This window comes from Nonomuraea sp. LP-02 (genome assembly GCF_036289125.1).
GTDB lineage: Bacteria > Actinomycetota > Actinomycetes > Streptosporangiales > Streptosporangiaceae > Nonomuraea > Nonomuraea bangladeshensis.
This window is the reverse complement of sequence record NZ_JAXCLK010000001.1, coordinates 5852923-5869145: the sequence shown is the minus strand read 5'-3', so window position 1 is coordinate 5869145 and position 16223 is coordinate 5852923. Positions and strand designations below refer to the sequence as shown.

General features: G+C 69.2%; 17 protein-coding genes. 9 read left to right on the top strand and 8 right to left on the bottom strand.

The window, feature by feature from the left end:
• Positions 1-95: 95 nt before the first annotated feature.
• Together SMD20_RS27525 and SMD20_RS27520 are read left to right on the top strand one after the other, a co-directional pair.
• Entirely contained in the window at positions 96-398 is a 303-nt protein-coding gene (locus SMD20_RS27525; RefSeq protein WP_329586469.1) for a hypothetical protein, read from the top strand.
• Entirely contained in the window at positions 395-949 is a 555-nt protein-coding gene (locus SMD20_RS27520; RefSeq protein ID WP_329586467.1) for a hypothetical protein, read from the top strand. The genes SMD20_RS27525 and SMD20_RS27520 overlap by 4 nt, the downstream gene beginning before the upstream one ends.
• A 64-nt stretch (positions 950-1013) precedes the next feature.
• On the opposite strand, the gene SMD20_RS27515 is transcribed toward SMD20_RS27520, so the two are convergent.
• Positions 1014-1403, bottom strand: coding sequence for a hypothetical protein (locus SMD20_RS27515; protein ID WP_329586464.1), 390 nt, complete (start codon positions 1401-1403; stop codon positions 1014-1016).
• Positions 1404-1447: 44 nt separating this feature from the next.
• Between SMD20_RS27515 and SMD20_RS27510 the strand changes: the two genes are divergently transcribed.
• Positions 1448-2698 carry a hypothetical protein gene (locus SMD20_RS27510; protein WP_329586461.1) on the top strand — a complete coding sequence of 417 codons (1251 nt, stop codon included), beginning with the start codon at positions 1448-1450 and terminating at the stop codon, positions 2696-2698.
• 105 nt (positions 2699-2803) lie between these two features.
• On the opposite strand, the gene SMD20_RS27505 is transcribed toward SMD20_RS27510, so the two are convergent.
• From SMD20_RS27505 to SMD20_RS27480, 6 genes are all read right to left on the bottom strand, one after another.
• Positions 2804-3736, bottom strand: a complete 933-nt coding sequence (locus SMD20_RS27505; RefSeq protein ID WP_329586456.1) for an oxidoreductase — start codon at positions 3734-3736, stop codon at positions 2804-2806.
• A complete protein-coding gene (locus tag SMD20_RS27500; protein ID WP_329586455.1) occupies positions 3720-4241 on the bottom strand; it encodes a hypothetical protein in 522 nt (173 codons plus the stop codon). Before SMD20_RS27500 ends, SMD20_RS27505 begins: the two co-directional genes overlap by 17 nt.
• Positions 4242-4337: 96 nt before the next feature.
• A complete protein-coding gene (locus SMD20_RS27495; RefSeq protein ID WP_329586453.1) occupies positions 4338-4850 on the bottom strand; it encodes a DUF6461 domain-containing protein in 513 nt (170 codons plus the stop codon).
• Between the two features lie 154 nt (positions 4851-5004).
• A complete protein-coding gene (locus SMD20_RS27490; RefSeq protein ID WP_329586450.1) occupies positions 5005-5175 on the bottom strand; it encodes a hypothetical protein in 171 nt (56 codons plus the stop codon).
• A 10-nt stretch (positions 5176-5185) separates the two neighbouring features.
• A complete protein-coding gene (locus SMD20_RS27485; protein WP_329586448.1) occupies positions 5186-5755 on the bottom strand; it encodes an ArsR/SmtB family transcription factor in 570 nt (189 codons plus the stop codon).
• An 80-nt stretch (positions 5756-5835) separates the two neighbouring features.
• Positions 5836-6330: a hypothetical protein gene (locus SMD20_RS27480; RefSeq protein ID WP_329586446.1), complete on the bottom strand. Its 495-nt coding sequence runs from the start codon at positions 6328-6330 to the stop codon at positions 5836-5838.
• Positions 6331-6746: 416 nt separating this feature from the next.
• On the opposite strand from SMD20_RS27480, the gene SMD20_RS27475 reads away from it, so the two are divergent.
• The 5 genes from SMD20_RS27475 to SMD20_RS27455 are packed head-to-tail and all read left to right on the top strand — an operon-like array spanning position 6747 to position 13185.
• Complete coding sequence (locus SMD20_RS27475; protein WP_329586444.1) at positions 6747-8300, top strand: ABC transporter substrate-binding protein; 1554 nt, start codon at positions 6747-6749, stop codon at positions 8298-8300.
• Between the two features lie 4 nt (positions 8301-8304).
• Positions 8305-9294 (top strand): ABC transporter permease, encoded by a 990-nt coding sequence (locus SMD20_RS27470; RefSeq protein ID WP_329586441.1) that lies wholly within the window; start codon positions 8305-8307, stop codon positions 9292-9294.
• The gene (locus SMD20_RS27465; protein WP_329586439.1) at positions 9291-11195 is read left to right on the top strand and encodes a dipeptide/oligopeptide/nickel ABC transporter permease/ATP-binding protein; all 1905 of its coding nucleotides are present in this window, start codon (positions 9291-9293) and stop codon (positions 11193-11195) included. The genes SMD20_RS27470 and SMD20_RS27465 overlap by 4 nt, the downstream gene beginning before the upstream one ends.
• Positions 11195-12010 (top strand): ABC transporter ATP-binding protein, encoded by an 816-nt coding sequence (locus SMD20_RS27460; RefSeq protein ID WP_329586437.1) that lies wholly within the window; start codon positions 11195-11197, stop codon positions 12008-12010. Before SMD20_RS27465 ends, SMD20_RS27460 begins: the two co-directional genes overlap by 1 nt.
• Positions 12010-13185, top strand: coding sequence for a M20 metallopeptidase family protein (locus tag SMD20_RS27455; protein ID WP_329586434.1), 1176 nt, complete (start codon positions 12010-12012; stop codon positions 13183-13185). The genes SMD20_RS27460 and SMD20_RS27455 overlap by 1 nt, the downstream gene beginning before the upstream one ends.
• Positions 13186-13204: 19 nt before the next feature.
• Here SMD20_RS27455 and SMD20_RS27450 read toward each other — a convergent pair whose 3' ends face one another.
• Entirely contained in the window at positions 13205-14680 is a 1476-nt protein-coding gene (locus SMD20_RS27450) for a S10 family peptidase (RefSeq protein ID WP_329586432.1), read from the bottom strand.
• A 113-nt stretch (positions 14681-14793) separates the two neighbouring features.
• Here SMD20_RS27450 and SMD20_RS27445 point away from each other — a divergent pair, with 113 nt between their 5' ends.
• Positions 14794-16221 carry a S10 family serine carboxypeptidase-like protein gene (locus SMD20_RS27445; protein WP_329586429.1) on the top strand — a complete coding sequence of 476 codons (1428 nt, stop codon included), beginning with the start codon at positions 14794-14796 and terminating at the stop codon, positions 16219-16221.
• Positions 16222-16223 lie beyond the last annotated feature (2 nt).

The following is a 16223-nucleotide window of genomic DNA, read 5'->3' as shown; positions in this document are numbered from 1 at the left end:
GGATCGACCCTACGTCCCGCCCCACCGCCGAGGCTTTCGGGTCAAGGATCGACCTGGAATGATCAGGCTCGGATGAACCTGCCCAAGGAGTACTTATGGCTAGCAAGCTCCTCGTGTTCGTCGCCTTCTTGCTGATCGGCTCAGGTGTACTTGCCGGCCTGATGCCTGTTACTTCAGAAGGTGAGGCGTGTGGTTCTGCGTTTGTTGCTGCGTCTCTCCCTGACTACTTGACGGATGAGACTCGCGACCTGGCAGGAGAAGAAATGGACTTCAGGAACAGATGCGAGGACGTCCGTAACCTTGTTCAGATCCCCGCTACCGTCTTGATGGCTGCAGGGGCGGCCACGTTGATCGCTGCCTTCTTCTCGCGGAGGACGATCTCTATAGCGAGAAAGTGACCGACACGCTGTCGCGCTACTGTCATGCACCTCTCCCGATCGCCACTGCATGGCCGGCCGCCATACCTGCTGGGGCGATCGACGATTCGTGCTTCGTTTCTCAGCACGGCTCACGCCTGTTCTTGGCTGCCCGTACAGAGCAGAATGATCACATGAATGAGGCCATCCAGATCGAGCAGATGCCGGCCGTCGTACGGGCCCTCAGGTTCATCATGATTGTGCAACTGGCCTTCAGCCTATTCGGTGCAGCAATTATGATCCCGGTTATCATTGTCGCGTTCAGCGATCCGATACTTTTTGTCCCGTCGCTCCAAGTGGTCGTGGTCGTGGCGCTCATGGGGTGGCTGGTGGCTCGATGGTCGTCCCGTAGGAAGTGGGTGCGCTGGTGTGCCCTCGCCTTCGAGGTGGTCGCGGTCGGCAGCCGTCTCATCTTCGCGGCCGTCGACAGAGAGTTCGGTTGGGCGACGCTGGTCCACCCGGCCACCCTCCTGCCATTGGCGATCGTCGTTGGATTGCTCACGTCTGCGGCAGCCCGCTGGTTCGACCGCTGACCCGGGATCCGCCCGATCGGCATCTCGGCGGCAGACAGGGTGGTCAGGCGGAGGGGGTGCGCAGTCAACGCTCGAAGTCGCTGTACCTTGATCGTTCTTCCTGGTCGAGGAACAGGTGGCCAGCGAGCACATGGCCGGAGAAGTGGTCGTTTCCCAGGAGGAAGGTCACGTCGTCTGGATCGGCGTCGTTCGTGCGCTCGATGTGCGGCGCATCCGGCTCGAACTCCGTCCGTAGAACGAGCCCGCTGTGTGAGGGCACGTAGCTCCAGATCCGGAAACGGCGGTTCGGGAAGCGCAGGGGAAAGGAGAGCCGGCCAGGGTAGCGATCGTGACTCACGAAGGAAGCGCACCACGCCCAGGAGAGCGCAGTGGGGATGGGATGCGTCGGAGTCGGTGAGGGCCGTTCCCAGCTCCTCGTGTCGGGTGATTCAGGTTTGTCGGTGCGGTCGGTCATACTCCGCCGAGCCAGGATGATCATCGACAAGCGAAGGCGTTGACATGGCACAGTTGCTGCGAAGGCTCGACGACGAGGTCTACGTCGAGTACAACACGTTCGGGCTGGACGGCACCGACCTGCCGGCGTGGAGTTCCCCCACCGACGAGATCTACCACTTCATCGCGGGGGTGCGGCTGGAGTCCTGGGACGCCGAGCCGGGGCCCGCGGATGCCTCGTGGACGCCGGTCAGTTCGACGACGTTCGTGGCGGAGAGTGGCGTGGTCGCGATCGTGGCGATGATGGACGGCAGGGGGCATGACTTCCTGATCGGGCCGCCGCGTTTCGAGTACGGCGTGGACATGTACCTGCGTGAGCCTCAGCCGGGCGACGGGCATGCCACGGGTGAGTGCGAGGAGACGTGGCTGCTGAGGTTCTGGCCGATCCGGGATGTCTTCGATCCGATTACGCACGCGGCGCCGTTCTCCTATATCGCGCGGGGCGTTCTGTACTACTCGATCGATCTCGAGCCCGAGCAGCTCGTGCAGCCGCCGGCGCGGCGAGAGGTGCCGGTGCCGGTCTCGGCGGCGGCGGACTGGGCGTCGTTGCGCGTGGACCCGGACCTGGACACCTTCGACGGCTGGTTGCGCAGGGTGCGCGGCAAGGCGGAGGACAGTGGCGTCTCTGTTCACGAGTTGTTGCGCTCGGCCGGGATCGACATCGAGGACGGCGTGGACCTCACCCCGGCCTCCTGCACCCCGCCGCGGGCGCGTGCGGGGCGGTTCGTGGATCCGCTGCTGGACCGTTACTACGCCGAGCAGACGCGGTGGGGCCCGTCGTCCGTGAAGGACCTGGACGAGGATCGGCTGCGCGAGTACGCCGACGGCGAGCGCATCGCCAAGGAGTTGTGCCGTGGCGGCACGAAGACGTTCTCGGTGCCGGTCGAAGGCCGTGGCGCCTCGTCTGTGCCAGCGGGTGTCAGCCGCCGGGTGTGGCGGTGGGAGGACGACATGCTCGGCGGCGAGCTCATGGACGACGGGCTGACAGTGGATCGGCAGATCCTGGCCAGGAACCCGTGGACCAGGCAGATCCTCGTCTCCGGCATCGTGACGGTCCTGCGCCGCGATCGCGACCGGCGCGGCGGAGGCGACACCGTCTGGTACGTGGTGCGCGACGCCGAGCCGCACGAGGCGGCCAGGGTCTTGTGCGCGGAAGCCACGTGGGAGGAGGACCCGGAGCAGCGCCGGGCTTTGGACGAGGTGGCCAGGGAGAAGCTGATCGAGCTGCGGGCCACCTACAGGAGCCGGGAGGGGTGAGGAACGGGCCTCGCGGGGCGAGGGCGTGCGGCTGGACGGCCTGGTGCGGGGACATCGGCCTGCCCATGCTCGCCCTGGGCTCCGGCCCGCCCGGACGTGCGCGGGTCAGGCGAACTTGTCCAGCTCGGCGAGGTCGTCGTCGGTCAGCTCGATCGACCCGGCCCGGAGGTTCTCCTCCAGGTGGGCGACGGATTTGGTGCCGGGGATCAGGAGGGTCGCCGGGGACACCGCCAGCAACCACGCCAGGGCGATCTGGGAGCGAGTGGCGCCGTGCTGGGCGGCGATCGCATCGAGGGCCGTCTCCTGGTCATCGGTCATTGCCATGCCCGGAGGGAGCTGGGATTTGTCGATGCCCGGGTTGAGCATGCCGGACATGAGCGGGAAATACGGTACGAACGCGATGCCATGCTCCTCGCAGTAGCGCAACACGTTCAGCGCGCCCCGGTCGAGCAGGTGGAAACGGTTCTGCACGAACGCTACCGGGGCCATCTCGCGGGCCTTCTTCAACCGCTCCACGGTGACCCCGCTGAGCCCCAGGTTGCGGATCAGACCCCGCTCCTGGAGCTGGACGAGTGCGCCGAAGGACTCCTCGAAGGGGGTCTCGGCGGGGAAGAGCATGCCGTCGCCGCCGACCCGCAGGTACACCAGGTCCAGCCGCGCCAGGCCGAGGGTCGCCAGGTTCTCCTCGACCTGGTCACGGAGCGCCTGGGGGCCGGCCTCGGCGTTGAACGTCTTGTACTCGTCCCGGACGATGCCGACCTTGGTGGCGATCACCAGGTTCTCCGGGTACGGGTGGAGCGCCTCCCGGATCAGTTCGTTGGCGACGTGCGGGCCGTAGGCGTCGCTGGTGTCGATGTGGTCGACGCCCAGGTCCACCGCCCGGCGTAACACCGCGAGTGCGGCGTCCTTGTCCGCGGGCGGGCCCCAGATCATCGGGCCGGGAAGCTGCATGGCGCCGTAGCCGAGCCGGTTGACGCTCAGGTCGTCGGCCGGCTGGAGCCGCCCCGCGACGGCTGCGAGCTTATTCTCGTGACTCACTGCTGGCCTCTTCTCGTGGTGCGCGCGACCGGGTCTCCCGCGCGTCGGATGATGTGATGCGTCGTTGCACCGAGTCGGTCGTCACGCCCCCGCTCTCGTGCCGGTCGAGCTTGCCCCGGGTCACCAGGTCGTGGACGCCCTGACGGGTGATGCCGAGCATCGCGCCCGCCACCGCGTAGGAGACGGACTCCGCCGCCGGGTGGCCGACCCTGCGGACCATGACCTGGCCGAGCGGGGTCTGCCACCACCCTGGCGGCGGGTTGAAGCCGTGGTCACCGGGATAGAGCGTGATCACCAGCCGGATCGCGGTGAATCGGGCGAGGTCCTCGTCCTCGCCCAGCAGCGCGAGAGCCCACGCGTCGGCCCGCTCGGCCACCCGGCTGCGTACCGGCGACAGGTCTGATTGCGACTCCAGAAGGATCTCCAGCGGATCGAGCAGGCGCACCTCCACCAGATCGATCAGTTGGGAAGTCAGCTCACCCCAGGACGGGAGCTCCTTGCTCATGGCAGCCTCCGAACTACTTGACGCCAACTATCAAGTACTGGACGGGTGGCGTCAAGTAGTTCTCACGGGCGGCCGGATACCTGCTCGTCCAGCACCTCAGTACTCGAGGACGCCCTGGGCGGCCACCACGTCACTTGACGCGTTCGGGCGCACCTCCGTGATGCGCTCGGCCAGCAGCAGCGCGGCGGCGAGCCCGCCCCCCGACTTGCCGCCGGCCAGTTCGAGCTCGGCCCGGTTGGCGAGGAAGTCCTCCGGGAGGCCGTCCTCGGCGCCGTCGAACAGCGGGTCGAAGGTCAGGATGTCGTGGCCGTCGGCGTAATGGTCGAAGGACGCGACCAGGTTCACGTTGACGAAGACGCTCGCCGTGACCGTCCCGGCCGACAAGCGCTGCAGCACCTCGGGCAGCGTGCCGGCGAAGCCGTTCCACTCGCTCAGGATGGTCCCGCCCTCGGCCGGCCGGGCGCAGATGAGCCCTTCCTCGAACTCGCCTTTCTCGTCGTCCCCGTCGAACACGTCGATGCCGAGGCGGGCCAGCGCTTCGCGTGGGGTGAGACCGCGGACGAAGGTTGCGCAGAACGCGTCGTCGTCGAGCCAGTCGTAGTCGCTCACGGGGATCCTGTTCTCTCGGGACAGATGAGGGAGAGGATGGCAGGTGAGTCCGACGAAAAGTTGGCTCGACCTGGAGGGGCGGCGCCCGGCTCCCTGATCAGAGACATACGGTCGTGCTCTGGAGGTTGACGTCGGCGGAGGCCCGTACGGACTGTCAGGCGGGTTCGAGGCGGTTGGCGAGGCGGCGGAGGGCGATCGCGAAGCGGCTGCGGAGGCGTAGAAGAACGGGCCGACGTGGGCGTGGCGGGATCATGCGTAACCGCTCGGCCTCGGCTCGCTGCTCAGCGAGGTAGGCGCGGGCCAGCTCCTCATGCATGGCATACATGGAAAGCTCCTCAGGGTTCTTCGGGGAATGCGTGGTAGAAGATGAGAATCGGGCGAGTATCCGGCGGAGCCTCGCTCGATTCGACGCGCGATTTGGTCAGCTCGCGCCACGGCTGTAACACGGCCTGGAGCTGGTCGGCGAGCTGCGCGAGCTCATCCTTGGTGAGCCTTAGGTGGTGGCTGCCTCCGAAGCCCGCGTCGCGCCAGTCCTCGGGAAGCGTCATGTGAGTGCGTTGGAAGTCGCGCAGCCGTTCGAACTGGTCGATCACCCACTGTGAAGTCCACGCCTGTACCACGGCTGCGGCTTCCGGGGCTTCGGAGTCCGTGTCGAATACCCACCCGACCATGGCTGCCCGCACCCAGCGTTCCCGGCTGTCCCGGGCGAGCTCCGGCACGTCCTCGATCAAGCCATGTTTCTGCATTTGCCGCAGGTGATAGCTCACCTGGCCGGGGTCGGCACCCATCTGCCTGGCGAGCTCGCTTACCGTTGACGGGCCGATCCGGAAGAGGAGGCTGAAGAGCTTCATCCGAAACCGGCTGGTCAAGACCTTGAGCACGTCCGGGTCATCGATCTGTGGCATGGCCACGACGGTAAGACCAGCAGGTGAAGATGCTCAAGGCGTCTACTGGATCTTGAAATCCGCCGTGAGCGGCTTCGTCGTCACATGTGTGGGTCGTTCGGGTTCACCATCAGCACCACGCGGTCGGCATCGACGTCGAACCCCAGGTACGGATGTCCAAGGTCTCCTTCCGCGCTCAGCAGCACCGACTTCCCGAGGCGTCGTCCGATCAGGGAGAAGACGTCCGTGAGGACGTCCAGCCGTTCCTGACCCTGCAGCTCTCTCAGATCGACGTCGAAGTCGATCGACTCGACCTGATACATGCGGAAGCTGAGCAGCAGGTCGTTGATCGGCCAGACTCGCAGCTCGGGTGTCTCGCCGGCATGTGCGGCTTCGGCCATGCCGGCAGCGGATGGGAGCTCCGTCGGCTCACCTCCACCCGCCGAATAGGCGTACTGCCAGCCCTGCGCCCGGACGAGGTCCAGAAGCAGCTGCCAGTCCTCGACGGTGGTCCTCTCGACGACGACGTCCGGCAGGACTCCGTTGAGCTCAGGGTCGAAGAGGAGCTTCACGTCGTCCCACATCAGGTCGGGCACGGTGTCCTCGCAGTTCAGCGATGGTTGCCATGAATCATTGTAACGAATACAGTGTTCCGCCATCGGGGGAGGAGCCGATGGAGGGACGTGTCAGTGATGATCTCGCTGTCGATCTTGCCCGACATCGACGGGCTCGCGCGTCATCGGAACCCGGATGGCCGCCTCGGTGTCGCTCGCGTGCTCGGAGATCGCCGCAACCCGGTCCTGCTTGATGGGCGCGTACAGGTGAGGTGCCGCAAGGGGGCGGCGGGCTTGAGTGGTTCGCTGGGGTGTATCGCACCTCATGGCCGAATTGTTACACCGCCGAAACATCCGTTTCTGCATAATCATAATAATTAATTAACCCCGGACGTGTCCCTACGCGTGCGTGTTGAAGGACCACCATGAAACGAAGCTTTGTTACCCTCCTCGGGGCCGTGAGCGCGACCGCGGTCGCGCTCACCGGCTGCGGCGCGTCGGGCGATGGCGACGGCGGCGCGGCGTCGGGCGACGGCGGCGTGACGTACGCGCTCGCCGCCGACCCGGGTCAGCTCAACCCGATCAAGAACGCGACGGAGGCGGCCCAGAGCCTCGCCGCGTTCGGCTACGAGTCTCTCGTGTCCTTCGCCGCCGGAGCCGAGCCCCAGGGGTTGCTCGCCGAGAAGTGGGAGGAGTCGGCCACCAAGGTCAGCTTCACCCTCAAGGAGGGGATCACCTGCGTCGACGGGTCTCCGTTGACCGCGAGCGACGTCAAGGCCAGCTTCGATTACGCGGGGCTCAAGGAGACCGGGTCCCCGTTCCGGGGGGTGTACTTCCCCGCCACCGGGCTCAAGATCGACGCTGACGACGCGAGCCGCACTGTCACGTTCCAGAGCGAGAACGCGCAGAGCTTCCTGTTCGCCACGATCGGCCTCATGCCGGTCGTCTGCAAGGCCGGCTCGGCCGATCCCGGCAGGCTGGACAAGGAGTGGCTCGGCACCGGTCCGTACAAGCTGGCCGAGTCGTCGCCCGGCCAGAGCTACAAGCTCGCGCTCCGCCCCGAGTACGCCTGGGGCGCCGGCGGCGTGACCGGCAAGACGGAGGGCCTGCCCTCCTCCGTGACGGTCCAGGTCGTGGAGAACGAGTCGACGGTCGCCAACATGCTCCAGTCGGGCGAGGTGGACCTCGGGCTCGTCGCCGGCGACGACCGGCAGCGGCTCGACTCGGCCGGGCTGGAGAAGATCGACGTGCCGGCCCGCCCGGGTCTGGTGTTCTTCAACCAGGCCAAGGGGCGCGCGACCAACGACCTCGCCGTGCGCCAGGCGATCGCCGGCGCCATCGACCGTGACGCGGTCGGCAAGGTGACGACGGGCGGTCGCGGCACGCCGATGAAGAGCCTGACGACGTCGTACAGCAATGTCTGCAAGACGACCGACATCACCCCGGCGCTCACGGCGTTCGACAAGACGGCCGCGGCGGCCAAGCTGGACGAGGCCGGTTGGGCGAAGGGCGCGGACGGCACCCGGCAGAAGGACGGCAAGGAGCTGGCGCTCGTCCTGCTTTATCCCGCCAACTCCGACAAGTCGGTGGTGTCGGGTATCGAGCTCATGCAGCAGCAGCTCGCCGAGATCGGCGTGAAGGCGACCCCGACGCCGTCGCCGTCGTACACCGACGTCATCTTCCAGGGCGGCGACTGGGACCTGGTGTGGGCGCCCATCTCCACGACCCTGCCGAGCACCTGGCAGGGCATCCTCTCGGGCGACTTCCCCCCGAAGGGCGGCAACTGGACGTACAACACCAACAAGGAGTTCTTCGACCTGGCGGCGAAGGCGCAGAGCCAGGCCGGGGAGCAGAGCTGCGAGGGCTGGCAGGCCGCGCAGAGCTCGCTGGTCAAGGACCTGGAGCTGCTGCCGCTGTACGAGGCGACCGAGACCGTCTACGGCAACGGCGTCACGTTCAGCCTGAACTCGAACACCCTCGTGGTGCCCACCAGCCTGCGCGTGTCGAAGTAGCCTGATGGCACGCTCGAAATCCACCACCGGTGGCCGCCGCGGCGGCAACCGGTGGCTCGGCTTCCTGCTCCGTCGCACCGGGCGCATGCTGGTCGCGATGTGGATGATCGTCACGGTCGCGTTCCTCGTGCTGCGGATGGCCGGGGGCGATCCCGTGCGATCCGCGCTCGGCGCGACCGCCGCCGAGAGCGTGGTGCAGGCCCGGCGGGAGCAGCTGGGCCTCAACGATCCCCTCATCGTCCAGTACTTCGACTACCTCACGGGTCTGTTCCGCGGCGATCTCGGTGTCTCGATCATCACGGGCCGCTCCGTGACGGAGCTCGTCTCGCACCGGCTGCCGGCGACGGTCGAGCTGGCCGGCATCGCCTTCCTCGTGGTGCTGCTCGTCGCCGTGCCCGTGGGCCTCGGCGTCGCGATCATCACCCAGCACAGCGGGCGGCGCGGCGCCGAGACGGTGTTCACCGGGGTCACGGCGTTCATCGCGGCCATCCCCGAATATCTGCTGGGCGTCGTCCTCGTCATCGTCTTCGCCGTCACGCTGCACGCGTTCCCGGTCGCCGGGCGGACGGGAGCGGCGTCGTACGTGCTGCCGGTGATAGCCCTGTCCGTGTCGGCGGCGGCGTCCATCTCGCGTATCGCCCGGATCGAGGCGCTCAACACGCTGAAAGACGACTACGTGCGCACGGCCCGCTCGAAGCGGCTGCCCGCCTGGATGGTCTATTTCCGGCACGCACTGCCGAACATGCTCACCGCGACGCTCACGATCGGCGGCACGCTGCTCGGGACGATGATGGCGGGCAGCGTGCTGGTCGAGCAGGTGTTCAACTGGCCGGGGCTCGGCACGGCCTTCGTGGGGGCCATCACCACGAAGGACTACGGCATCGTCCAGGGTCTCGCGCTCGTGTACGCCGCGATGATCCTCGTCGTCAACCTGCTCGTCGACCTCGTGCTCTCCGTGCTTGACCGGCGTACCTCGCTCCTGGAGACCTCATGACGACCCGTCGCTTCGGACTGTCCGGGCAGCCGATGGCGATCATCGCCCTGTGCATGCTCGGGGTTCTCGTCCTGCTCGCGGTGTTCGCCCCGGTCCTGTGGGGCGAGGAGGCCGTGAAGGCGAATCCCGACGCCATCGCGCTGCCCCCGTCCGCCGAACACCTGCTCGGCACCGACAAGCTCGGCCGGGACATCCTCCTGCGCACCCTCGTGGCCTCGCGGCTCTCGCTGGTGATGGCCGTCGCGGCGACGCTCATGGGCCTCTGCGCCGGCCTGCTGCTCGGGGCCGTGCCCGCGGTGCTCGGGGCGCGCGCTCAGCGGTGGTTCGCCGGCGTCATCAACACCTGGCTCGCGTTCCCCGTGCTCCTGGTGGCCATGCTCACGGTGATCCTCCTCGGTACGGGGGCGACGACGGCGGTGATCGCCCTCGCGCTCACCATGACGCCGTCGTTCGCGCGGCTCGCGCAGACGCTCTCCTCGCGGGTCGGCGGTTCGGAGTACCTGGCCGCCGCGCGCATGCTCGGGGTCTCCCAGCGGCGCCAGTTCACGCGGTACGTGCTCCCGAACATCGCCGAGCCCGTCATCGTCAACGTGACCTCCTCGATCGGCGGCGGCCTGCTCGCGCTGTCCAGCCTGAGCTTCCTGGGCGTCGGCGTGCAGCCGCCGGACTTCGACTGGGGCCGCCTGCTCAGCGAGGGATTCGGCCAGGTCTACAACTCGCCCGTGGCCGCCATCGGCCCCGGTGTCGCCGTGGTCTTCGCGGGGCTCGCGTTCAGCATGCTCGGCGAGTCGCTCGCCGGGCAGCTGCGCAACCGGGAGAACAGGAAGGCGCTGGCCCCTCGCCGGCTCGGCCCCGCGCCGGTCGCCGAGCGGCAAGCGGCGACGCTCGACGAGGGGCCCGTTCCGCTGCTGGAGGTGGACGGGCTGTCGGTGTCCTTCCCCGGGCCGGACGGCTGGATCCGTCCCGTTCAGGACGTCTCCTTCAGCATCTATCCGGGCGAGATCGTGGGCGTCGTCGGGGAGTCCGGCAGCGGCAAGAGCGTCACCATGATGTCGGTCGCGCAGCTCGCCCCCGCGGGCGCCGCCGTGACCGCCCGCCGGCTCCGGTTCGACGGCGACGACCTGACCGGCCTCACCCCCGCCGCGGCCGGCAAGGTGCTCGGGACCCGGGTGGGCGTGGTGTTCCAGGACTCGCTCACCGCGCTCAACCCCGCGCTGCGCGTGGGTACGCAGCTCGCCGAGGTCCCCCGCGTCCACCTCGGCGACGGCCGCAAGCCGGCGCGGGCGAAGGCGGTGCGGGCGCTCGACGACGTACGGATCCCCGAGGCCGAGCGCCGCGCCCAGCAGTTCCCGCACGAGTTCTCCGGTGGGATGCGCCAGCGCGCGCTCATCGCGATGGCGCAGATCGGCTCGCCGTCGCTCATCATCGCCGACGAGCCCACCACGGCGCTCGACGTGACCGTCCAACGTCGCGTGCTCGCGCTGCTGCGCAACAAGTGCGCCGAGTCCGGCGCGGCCGCCGTCGTCGTCTCGCACGACGTCGCCGTCCTGGCCGAGCTGTGCGGGCGCATTCTCGTGATGTACGCGGGCCGGGTCGTCGAGGACGTCGACATCGCGCTCCTGCCGACCCCGGAGCGGCTCGCGCACCCCTACACGAGGGCGCTCGTGGCCTCGCTCCCCGACCTCGACACCGACCGCGGCAAGCCGCTGGTGACGATCCCCGGCGAGCCGCCGGACCTGTCCCAGCCCATCACGGGGTGCGCCTTCGCCGCCCGCTGCGCGTTCGCGACCGCCCGCTGCGAGACCGAGACGCCCGTTCTGACGCCGCACCGCCACGGCGGCAGGGTCGCGTGCTGGCATCCCCAGGACGACACCGCCGGGCACGAGGAGGGAGGAGCCTGATGGCCGAGCTCGTCATCGAGGACCTGGTCGTGACCTTCGGCCGCGGCCGGCAGACTTTCAACGCCGTCGACGGAGTGTCGCTGACCGTCCCGCACGGCACGATCGTGGGGCTGGTCGGGGAGTCCGGTTCCGGCAAGTCCACCGTCGCGCGGACGGTGGCCGGCCTGCAGCGGGCGACCTCGGGACGCATCACGCTCGACGGCGACGACCTGCTGCGTACGCGCGGTGTCGACCGCCGCCGGAGGGCGCAGGACGTACAGATGATCTTCCAGGACCCCTACTCGTCGCTGAACCCGCGGATGACGGTCGGCGAGACGATCGAGGAGGCCCTGACGACGCACCGCGACCTGGACGCGAAGCAGCGCGCCGCGTCCGTGCGCGAGCTGCTGGATCTCGTACGGCTGAAGCCCGCGGTCGCCGACCAGTACCCGTCGCGGATCTCGGGCGGCATGCGGCAGCGGGTGGCCATCGCCCGGTGCCTCGCGGTGCGCCCGCGGCTCATCGTCGCCGACGAGATCACCTCGGCGCTCGACGCCTCGGTCCAGGGCGCGGTGCTCAACCTCATCCGTGAGCTGCAGCGCGAGCTCGAACTGTCGATGATCTTCATCACGCACAACCTCGCCGCCGTCCGCTACATCGCCGACACGACCGCGGTGATGAGCCGGGGCTGCGTGGTCGAGTACGGCGACGCGGAGGAGATCGTGACGAACCCGCGCCAGCCCTACACGCGGTCACTCGTGTCGGCGATCCCGCGCATCGAGAGCGCCGGCACCGACCGCCTGCTGCGATTCGCCGAAGAGGAAGGTGTGGCCTGATGCGCGAGGAAGCCCAGCGGATCCTGCCCGAGCTCGTCCGCCTGCGCCGCGAGATCCACGCCGACCCCGAGCTCGGGCTGCGGCTGCCCAGGACCCAGCAGCGGGTCGTCGCCGCGCTCCAGGGGCTCGACCTTGAGATCACGCTCGGGAAGGAGCTGGACTCGGTCGTGGCGGTGCTGCGGGGCGGCCGTCCCGGGCCGGTCGTGCTGCTGCGCGCCGACATGGACGCGTTGCCCATGCGCGAGCTGACCGACCTGCCCTACCGGGCGCGTGGCGAGGCCATGCACGCGTGCGGACACGACGTGCACGTGGCCGGGCTCGTCGGCGCCGCGATGCTCCTGCACGGGCGGCGGGAGGAACTCGCCGGCGACGTCGTGTTCATGTTCCAGCCCGGTGAGGAGGTCGCGGACGGGGCCGCTCGCATGATCGCCGAGGGAGTGTTCGACGCGGCCGGCAAGCGCCCGGTCGCGGCCTACGGCATCCATGTGGTGCCGGGCGAGTACGGCGTCTTCTCCACGCGCCCGGGGCCGCTCATGGCGGGATGCGCCGAGCTTGACGTCGTCGTACGGGGGAGAGGCGGGCACGCCTCCGCCCCGCACCTCACAATCGACCCCGTGCCCGCGGTCGCCGAGCTGGTCCAGGCGCTGCAGACGTTCGTGACGCGGCGGTTCGACGTCTTCGACCCCGTGGTGCTCAGCACGACGCAGCTGCGCGCGGGCGGAGCGGCCAGGAACATCATCTCCGACGAGGCCGGGCTCGGCGCGACGATCCGGATGTTGTCCGAGGCCGCGCTCGACCAGTTGCAGGCCGGGCTGCCCGAGCTGGTCAAGGGCGTCGCCGCCGCCCACGGCTGCGCCGCCGACGTCGACCTCCGCGTGCTGTGCCCGCCGACGGTCAACGACCCGGCGCTCGCGGCCGGTGCGCTGACCACGCTGTCGGCGGCCTTCGGCGACGAACGGGTCCGCGTCTCGCCCGCTCCCGTCATGGGGTCGGAGGACTTCAGCTACGTTCTGCGCGAGGTGCCCGGGGTCTTCGTCTTCCTGCGGGCGACGCCGCGCGAGATCGATCATGAGACGGCCGCGCCGAACCACTCGCCGCACGTCGTCTTCGACGACGCCGTGCTCGCTGACCAGGCCGTCGCGCTCGCGTCGCTGGCGGCCGGGCACCTCGCCTGAGGCACCCGGCCGTCGGCCGTCAGAAGGGATCGACCGGCTTGTGGGCGGTCGAGCGGGCGTAGAAGGCCGCGAGGTCGGCCTTCATCCGCGCCACCACCACCTCGTCCACGAACGTCATGTGCCCCGACTCGTAGAAGCGGAACTCGACGTTCTCCCGCAGGTGCGGGGCGAGATAGAGCTTGGCGATGTCCACCTCGGCCCCGAAGAACGGGGTCGCGAGGTCGTAGACGCCGCCCATCACCGCGACCCGCAGGCTGGGGTTGCGGCGCAGCGCCGCCGACAGGTCGAGGCTCACGACGGGCACCGGCATCGGCTCGTCGATGCCGGGCGCCTTGTGGTGCCAGTCCCAGGCACGCGAGATCACCATGTTGTAGAGGTGGCGGTAGTGCAGCTCGCTGGTCCAGCCGAGGTCGCCGGCGAGGTGTTCCCTGAACGCCGAGAGGTGCGCGCTGTTCACGCCGGCGGTCGCCGCGTCGTTGGTGGCGGGGTCGTGCGAGCCGGTGCCGACGACGTACTGGTGATCGGCGACGAAGCGGGTGTCGAAGCGGCCGACGACCTGTCCCTTGTCGGCGAGGAGGGCGTCGCGGAACGGCTCCATGCCGATCCGGAAGCGGCTGCGGCGTACGAGGTCGGCGTCGAGGCCGGTGAACGCGCTGAACCGCTCGGCGATCGCCTGCTCGCGGTCGGCTGGCAGCCGGTCGCCGAGCTGGAGCGCGGTGGCGTACTCGCCCTGGGCGAACTCGCGCGCCTGGTCCAGCAGCTCGTCGAGGCCGGCCGCGCCGACGCGGGAGCGGCCGTGGTACCAGGCGGTCGCGGCCATCGACGGCAGCAGGTTGATGTGCTCCTGGTCGAGACCGAGGTGGTTCTCCGCCCAGTTCAGCATGGTGGAGAGCAGGACGACGCCGTTGAAGTCGAGCCCCTGGTTCTGCAGCCGGTGCACGAGCGCGGCCGCCCGGGTCGTGCCGTACGACTCCCCGAAGAGGAAGCGGGGAGCGTTCCAGTTGTTCGTGAGGGTGAGGTAGCGGGTGATCGCCCGGGCGAACATGTCGACGTCCTGGTCGACGCCCCAGACCTCCGCGGCCGACGTGTCGCCGATCAGCCGCGAGTAGCCGGTGCCGGGGGCGTCGAGGAAGACGAGATCGCTGAACTCGAGCAGGCTGTGCGGGTTGTCGCCGACGGTGTACGGCGGGGGCGGGGTCGCGGACGGCGTCGCGGTCGGCGTGCGCTTCGGCCCGAACCCGCCGATGTTCAGCCACAGGCTGGCCGAGCCGGGGCCGCCGTTGAACAGGAAGGTGATCGGCCGCCTCGGGCCGCCTTCCTGGTGGGGAGCGGTGTACGCGACGTAGAACATGCTCGTCTTCGGGCGCCCCTGGTCGTCCCGGACCAGGACGGTTCCCGCGGCCGCGGTGTAGTCGAGCGTGCGCTCGCCGAATCGGATCTGGTGCCGGGTCTCGACGCGCTCCTCCGCGCCGATCTCGGTTCCGGGATCGCTCATCCTGCTCCCATCGGTCTATACGATTTCAATCATTGACTCCCGTAACCGGGGCCTCATATGATCCTAAATCATTATAAACATTTGTGCGATAGTTTCCTCGCGAGGATCAAGAGATGCCCCAGCGCTACACAAGCCGGCACTCCGCGCTGATCGGTGACGCGCCGATCGCGTTCACGGCGGAGGCGGAATGCCTGCCGCTGGCCGACGAGTCCGGGCGCACACTCGGTGACGCGTGGACGTTCGCGTACGTCAAGGACGCGGCCCCGGAGGATCGCCCGGTTCTCTTCCTCTTCAACGGCGGGCCGGGGTGCTCCTCCCTCTGGCTGCACCTCGGCGGCCTCGGCCCCTGGCGCGCGGTGGTCCCCCGCGAGCTCGACGCCGCGCCCGTCGCGAAGGACACGCTGGAGCCGAGCCCCGACACCCTCCTCGCCGTCGCCGACCTGGTGTTCATCGACCCGATCGAGACCGGTTTCGGGCGGCTCGCCGACGGCGTGGAACCCGCCGCCATCTCGGGCGCCGGCCGGGACGCCGCGCTCACCGCGCAGCTCGTACGGTCGTGGCTGGAGCGCCACGACCGCCTCGAATCGCCCGTCTACCTGCTGGGCGAGAGCTACGGCACGATCCGGGCCGCGCTCACCGCGACCGACCTCCTCACCGCCGACGAGCCGGTCGCGGTCTCCGGCGTCGCCATGCTCGGCCAGTGCGTGAACGCGCAGGAGACCACGCAGCGGCCCGGCAACCCCGTCGGGTTCGTCGCCGCGCTCCCGCTGCTCGCCGCCACCGCGTGGTACCACGGCAAGAGCGCCCACGCCGCGCTCGACCTGGACGAGGTGGTACGGCAGGCGCACGCCTTCGCCGTCGACGAGTACGCCTCGGCGCTGCTCACCGGCGAGATGCCCGACGCGCTCGTCGAGAGGCTGGCGGGTTTCACCGGCCTCGGCGTCGCGGAGCTGCGGGCGCGCCGGCTGCGCGTCGACAAGGAGGAGTTCCGCACGCTGCTCCTGGCCGACCGCGGGCTCGTGCTCGGGCTGACCGACGCCCGCTACACCCTTCCCGCCCCGCCGCCCGGCGCGGTCGAGCCCCGGGTGGACGCCGCGTCCGTACGGCTCGACCCCGTCTTCTACGCGGCCGCCCGCCGGCTGTTCACCGAGCACCTGGGCATCCCCCGCGAGTGCCGCTACCGCGTCGCCCGCCCCGCGCACGAACGCTGGAACTACCTTGAGGACGCCGCCGCCCTGCGCTTCGGCGGCAGCACGATGCCCTCGCCCTTCGCGCTGTTCGACTACCCGGCGCACCTGGCCGCGCTGCTGCGCGCCAACGCCGGCGCGCGCCTGTTCTTCGGCACCGGGCACTTCGACACCCTGACGACCGTCGGCTCGCTCGAACACCTGCTCTCCCAGTACGGACTGCCGGCCGAGCGCGTGAGCGAGAGCCGCTATCCGGCGGGACACATGATGTACACCGACCCCGAGAGCCTGACCCTGCTCTCGGACGACCTCGGCGCCTTCGTGCGCGGAGGCGACGGCAGCGAAGGGAAGTGAGC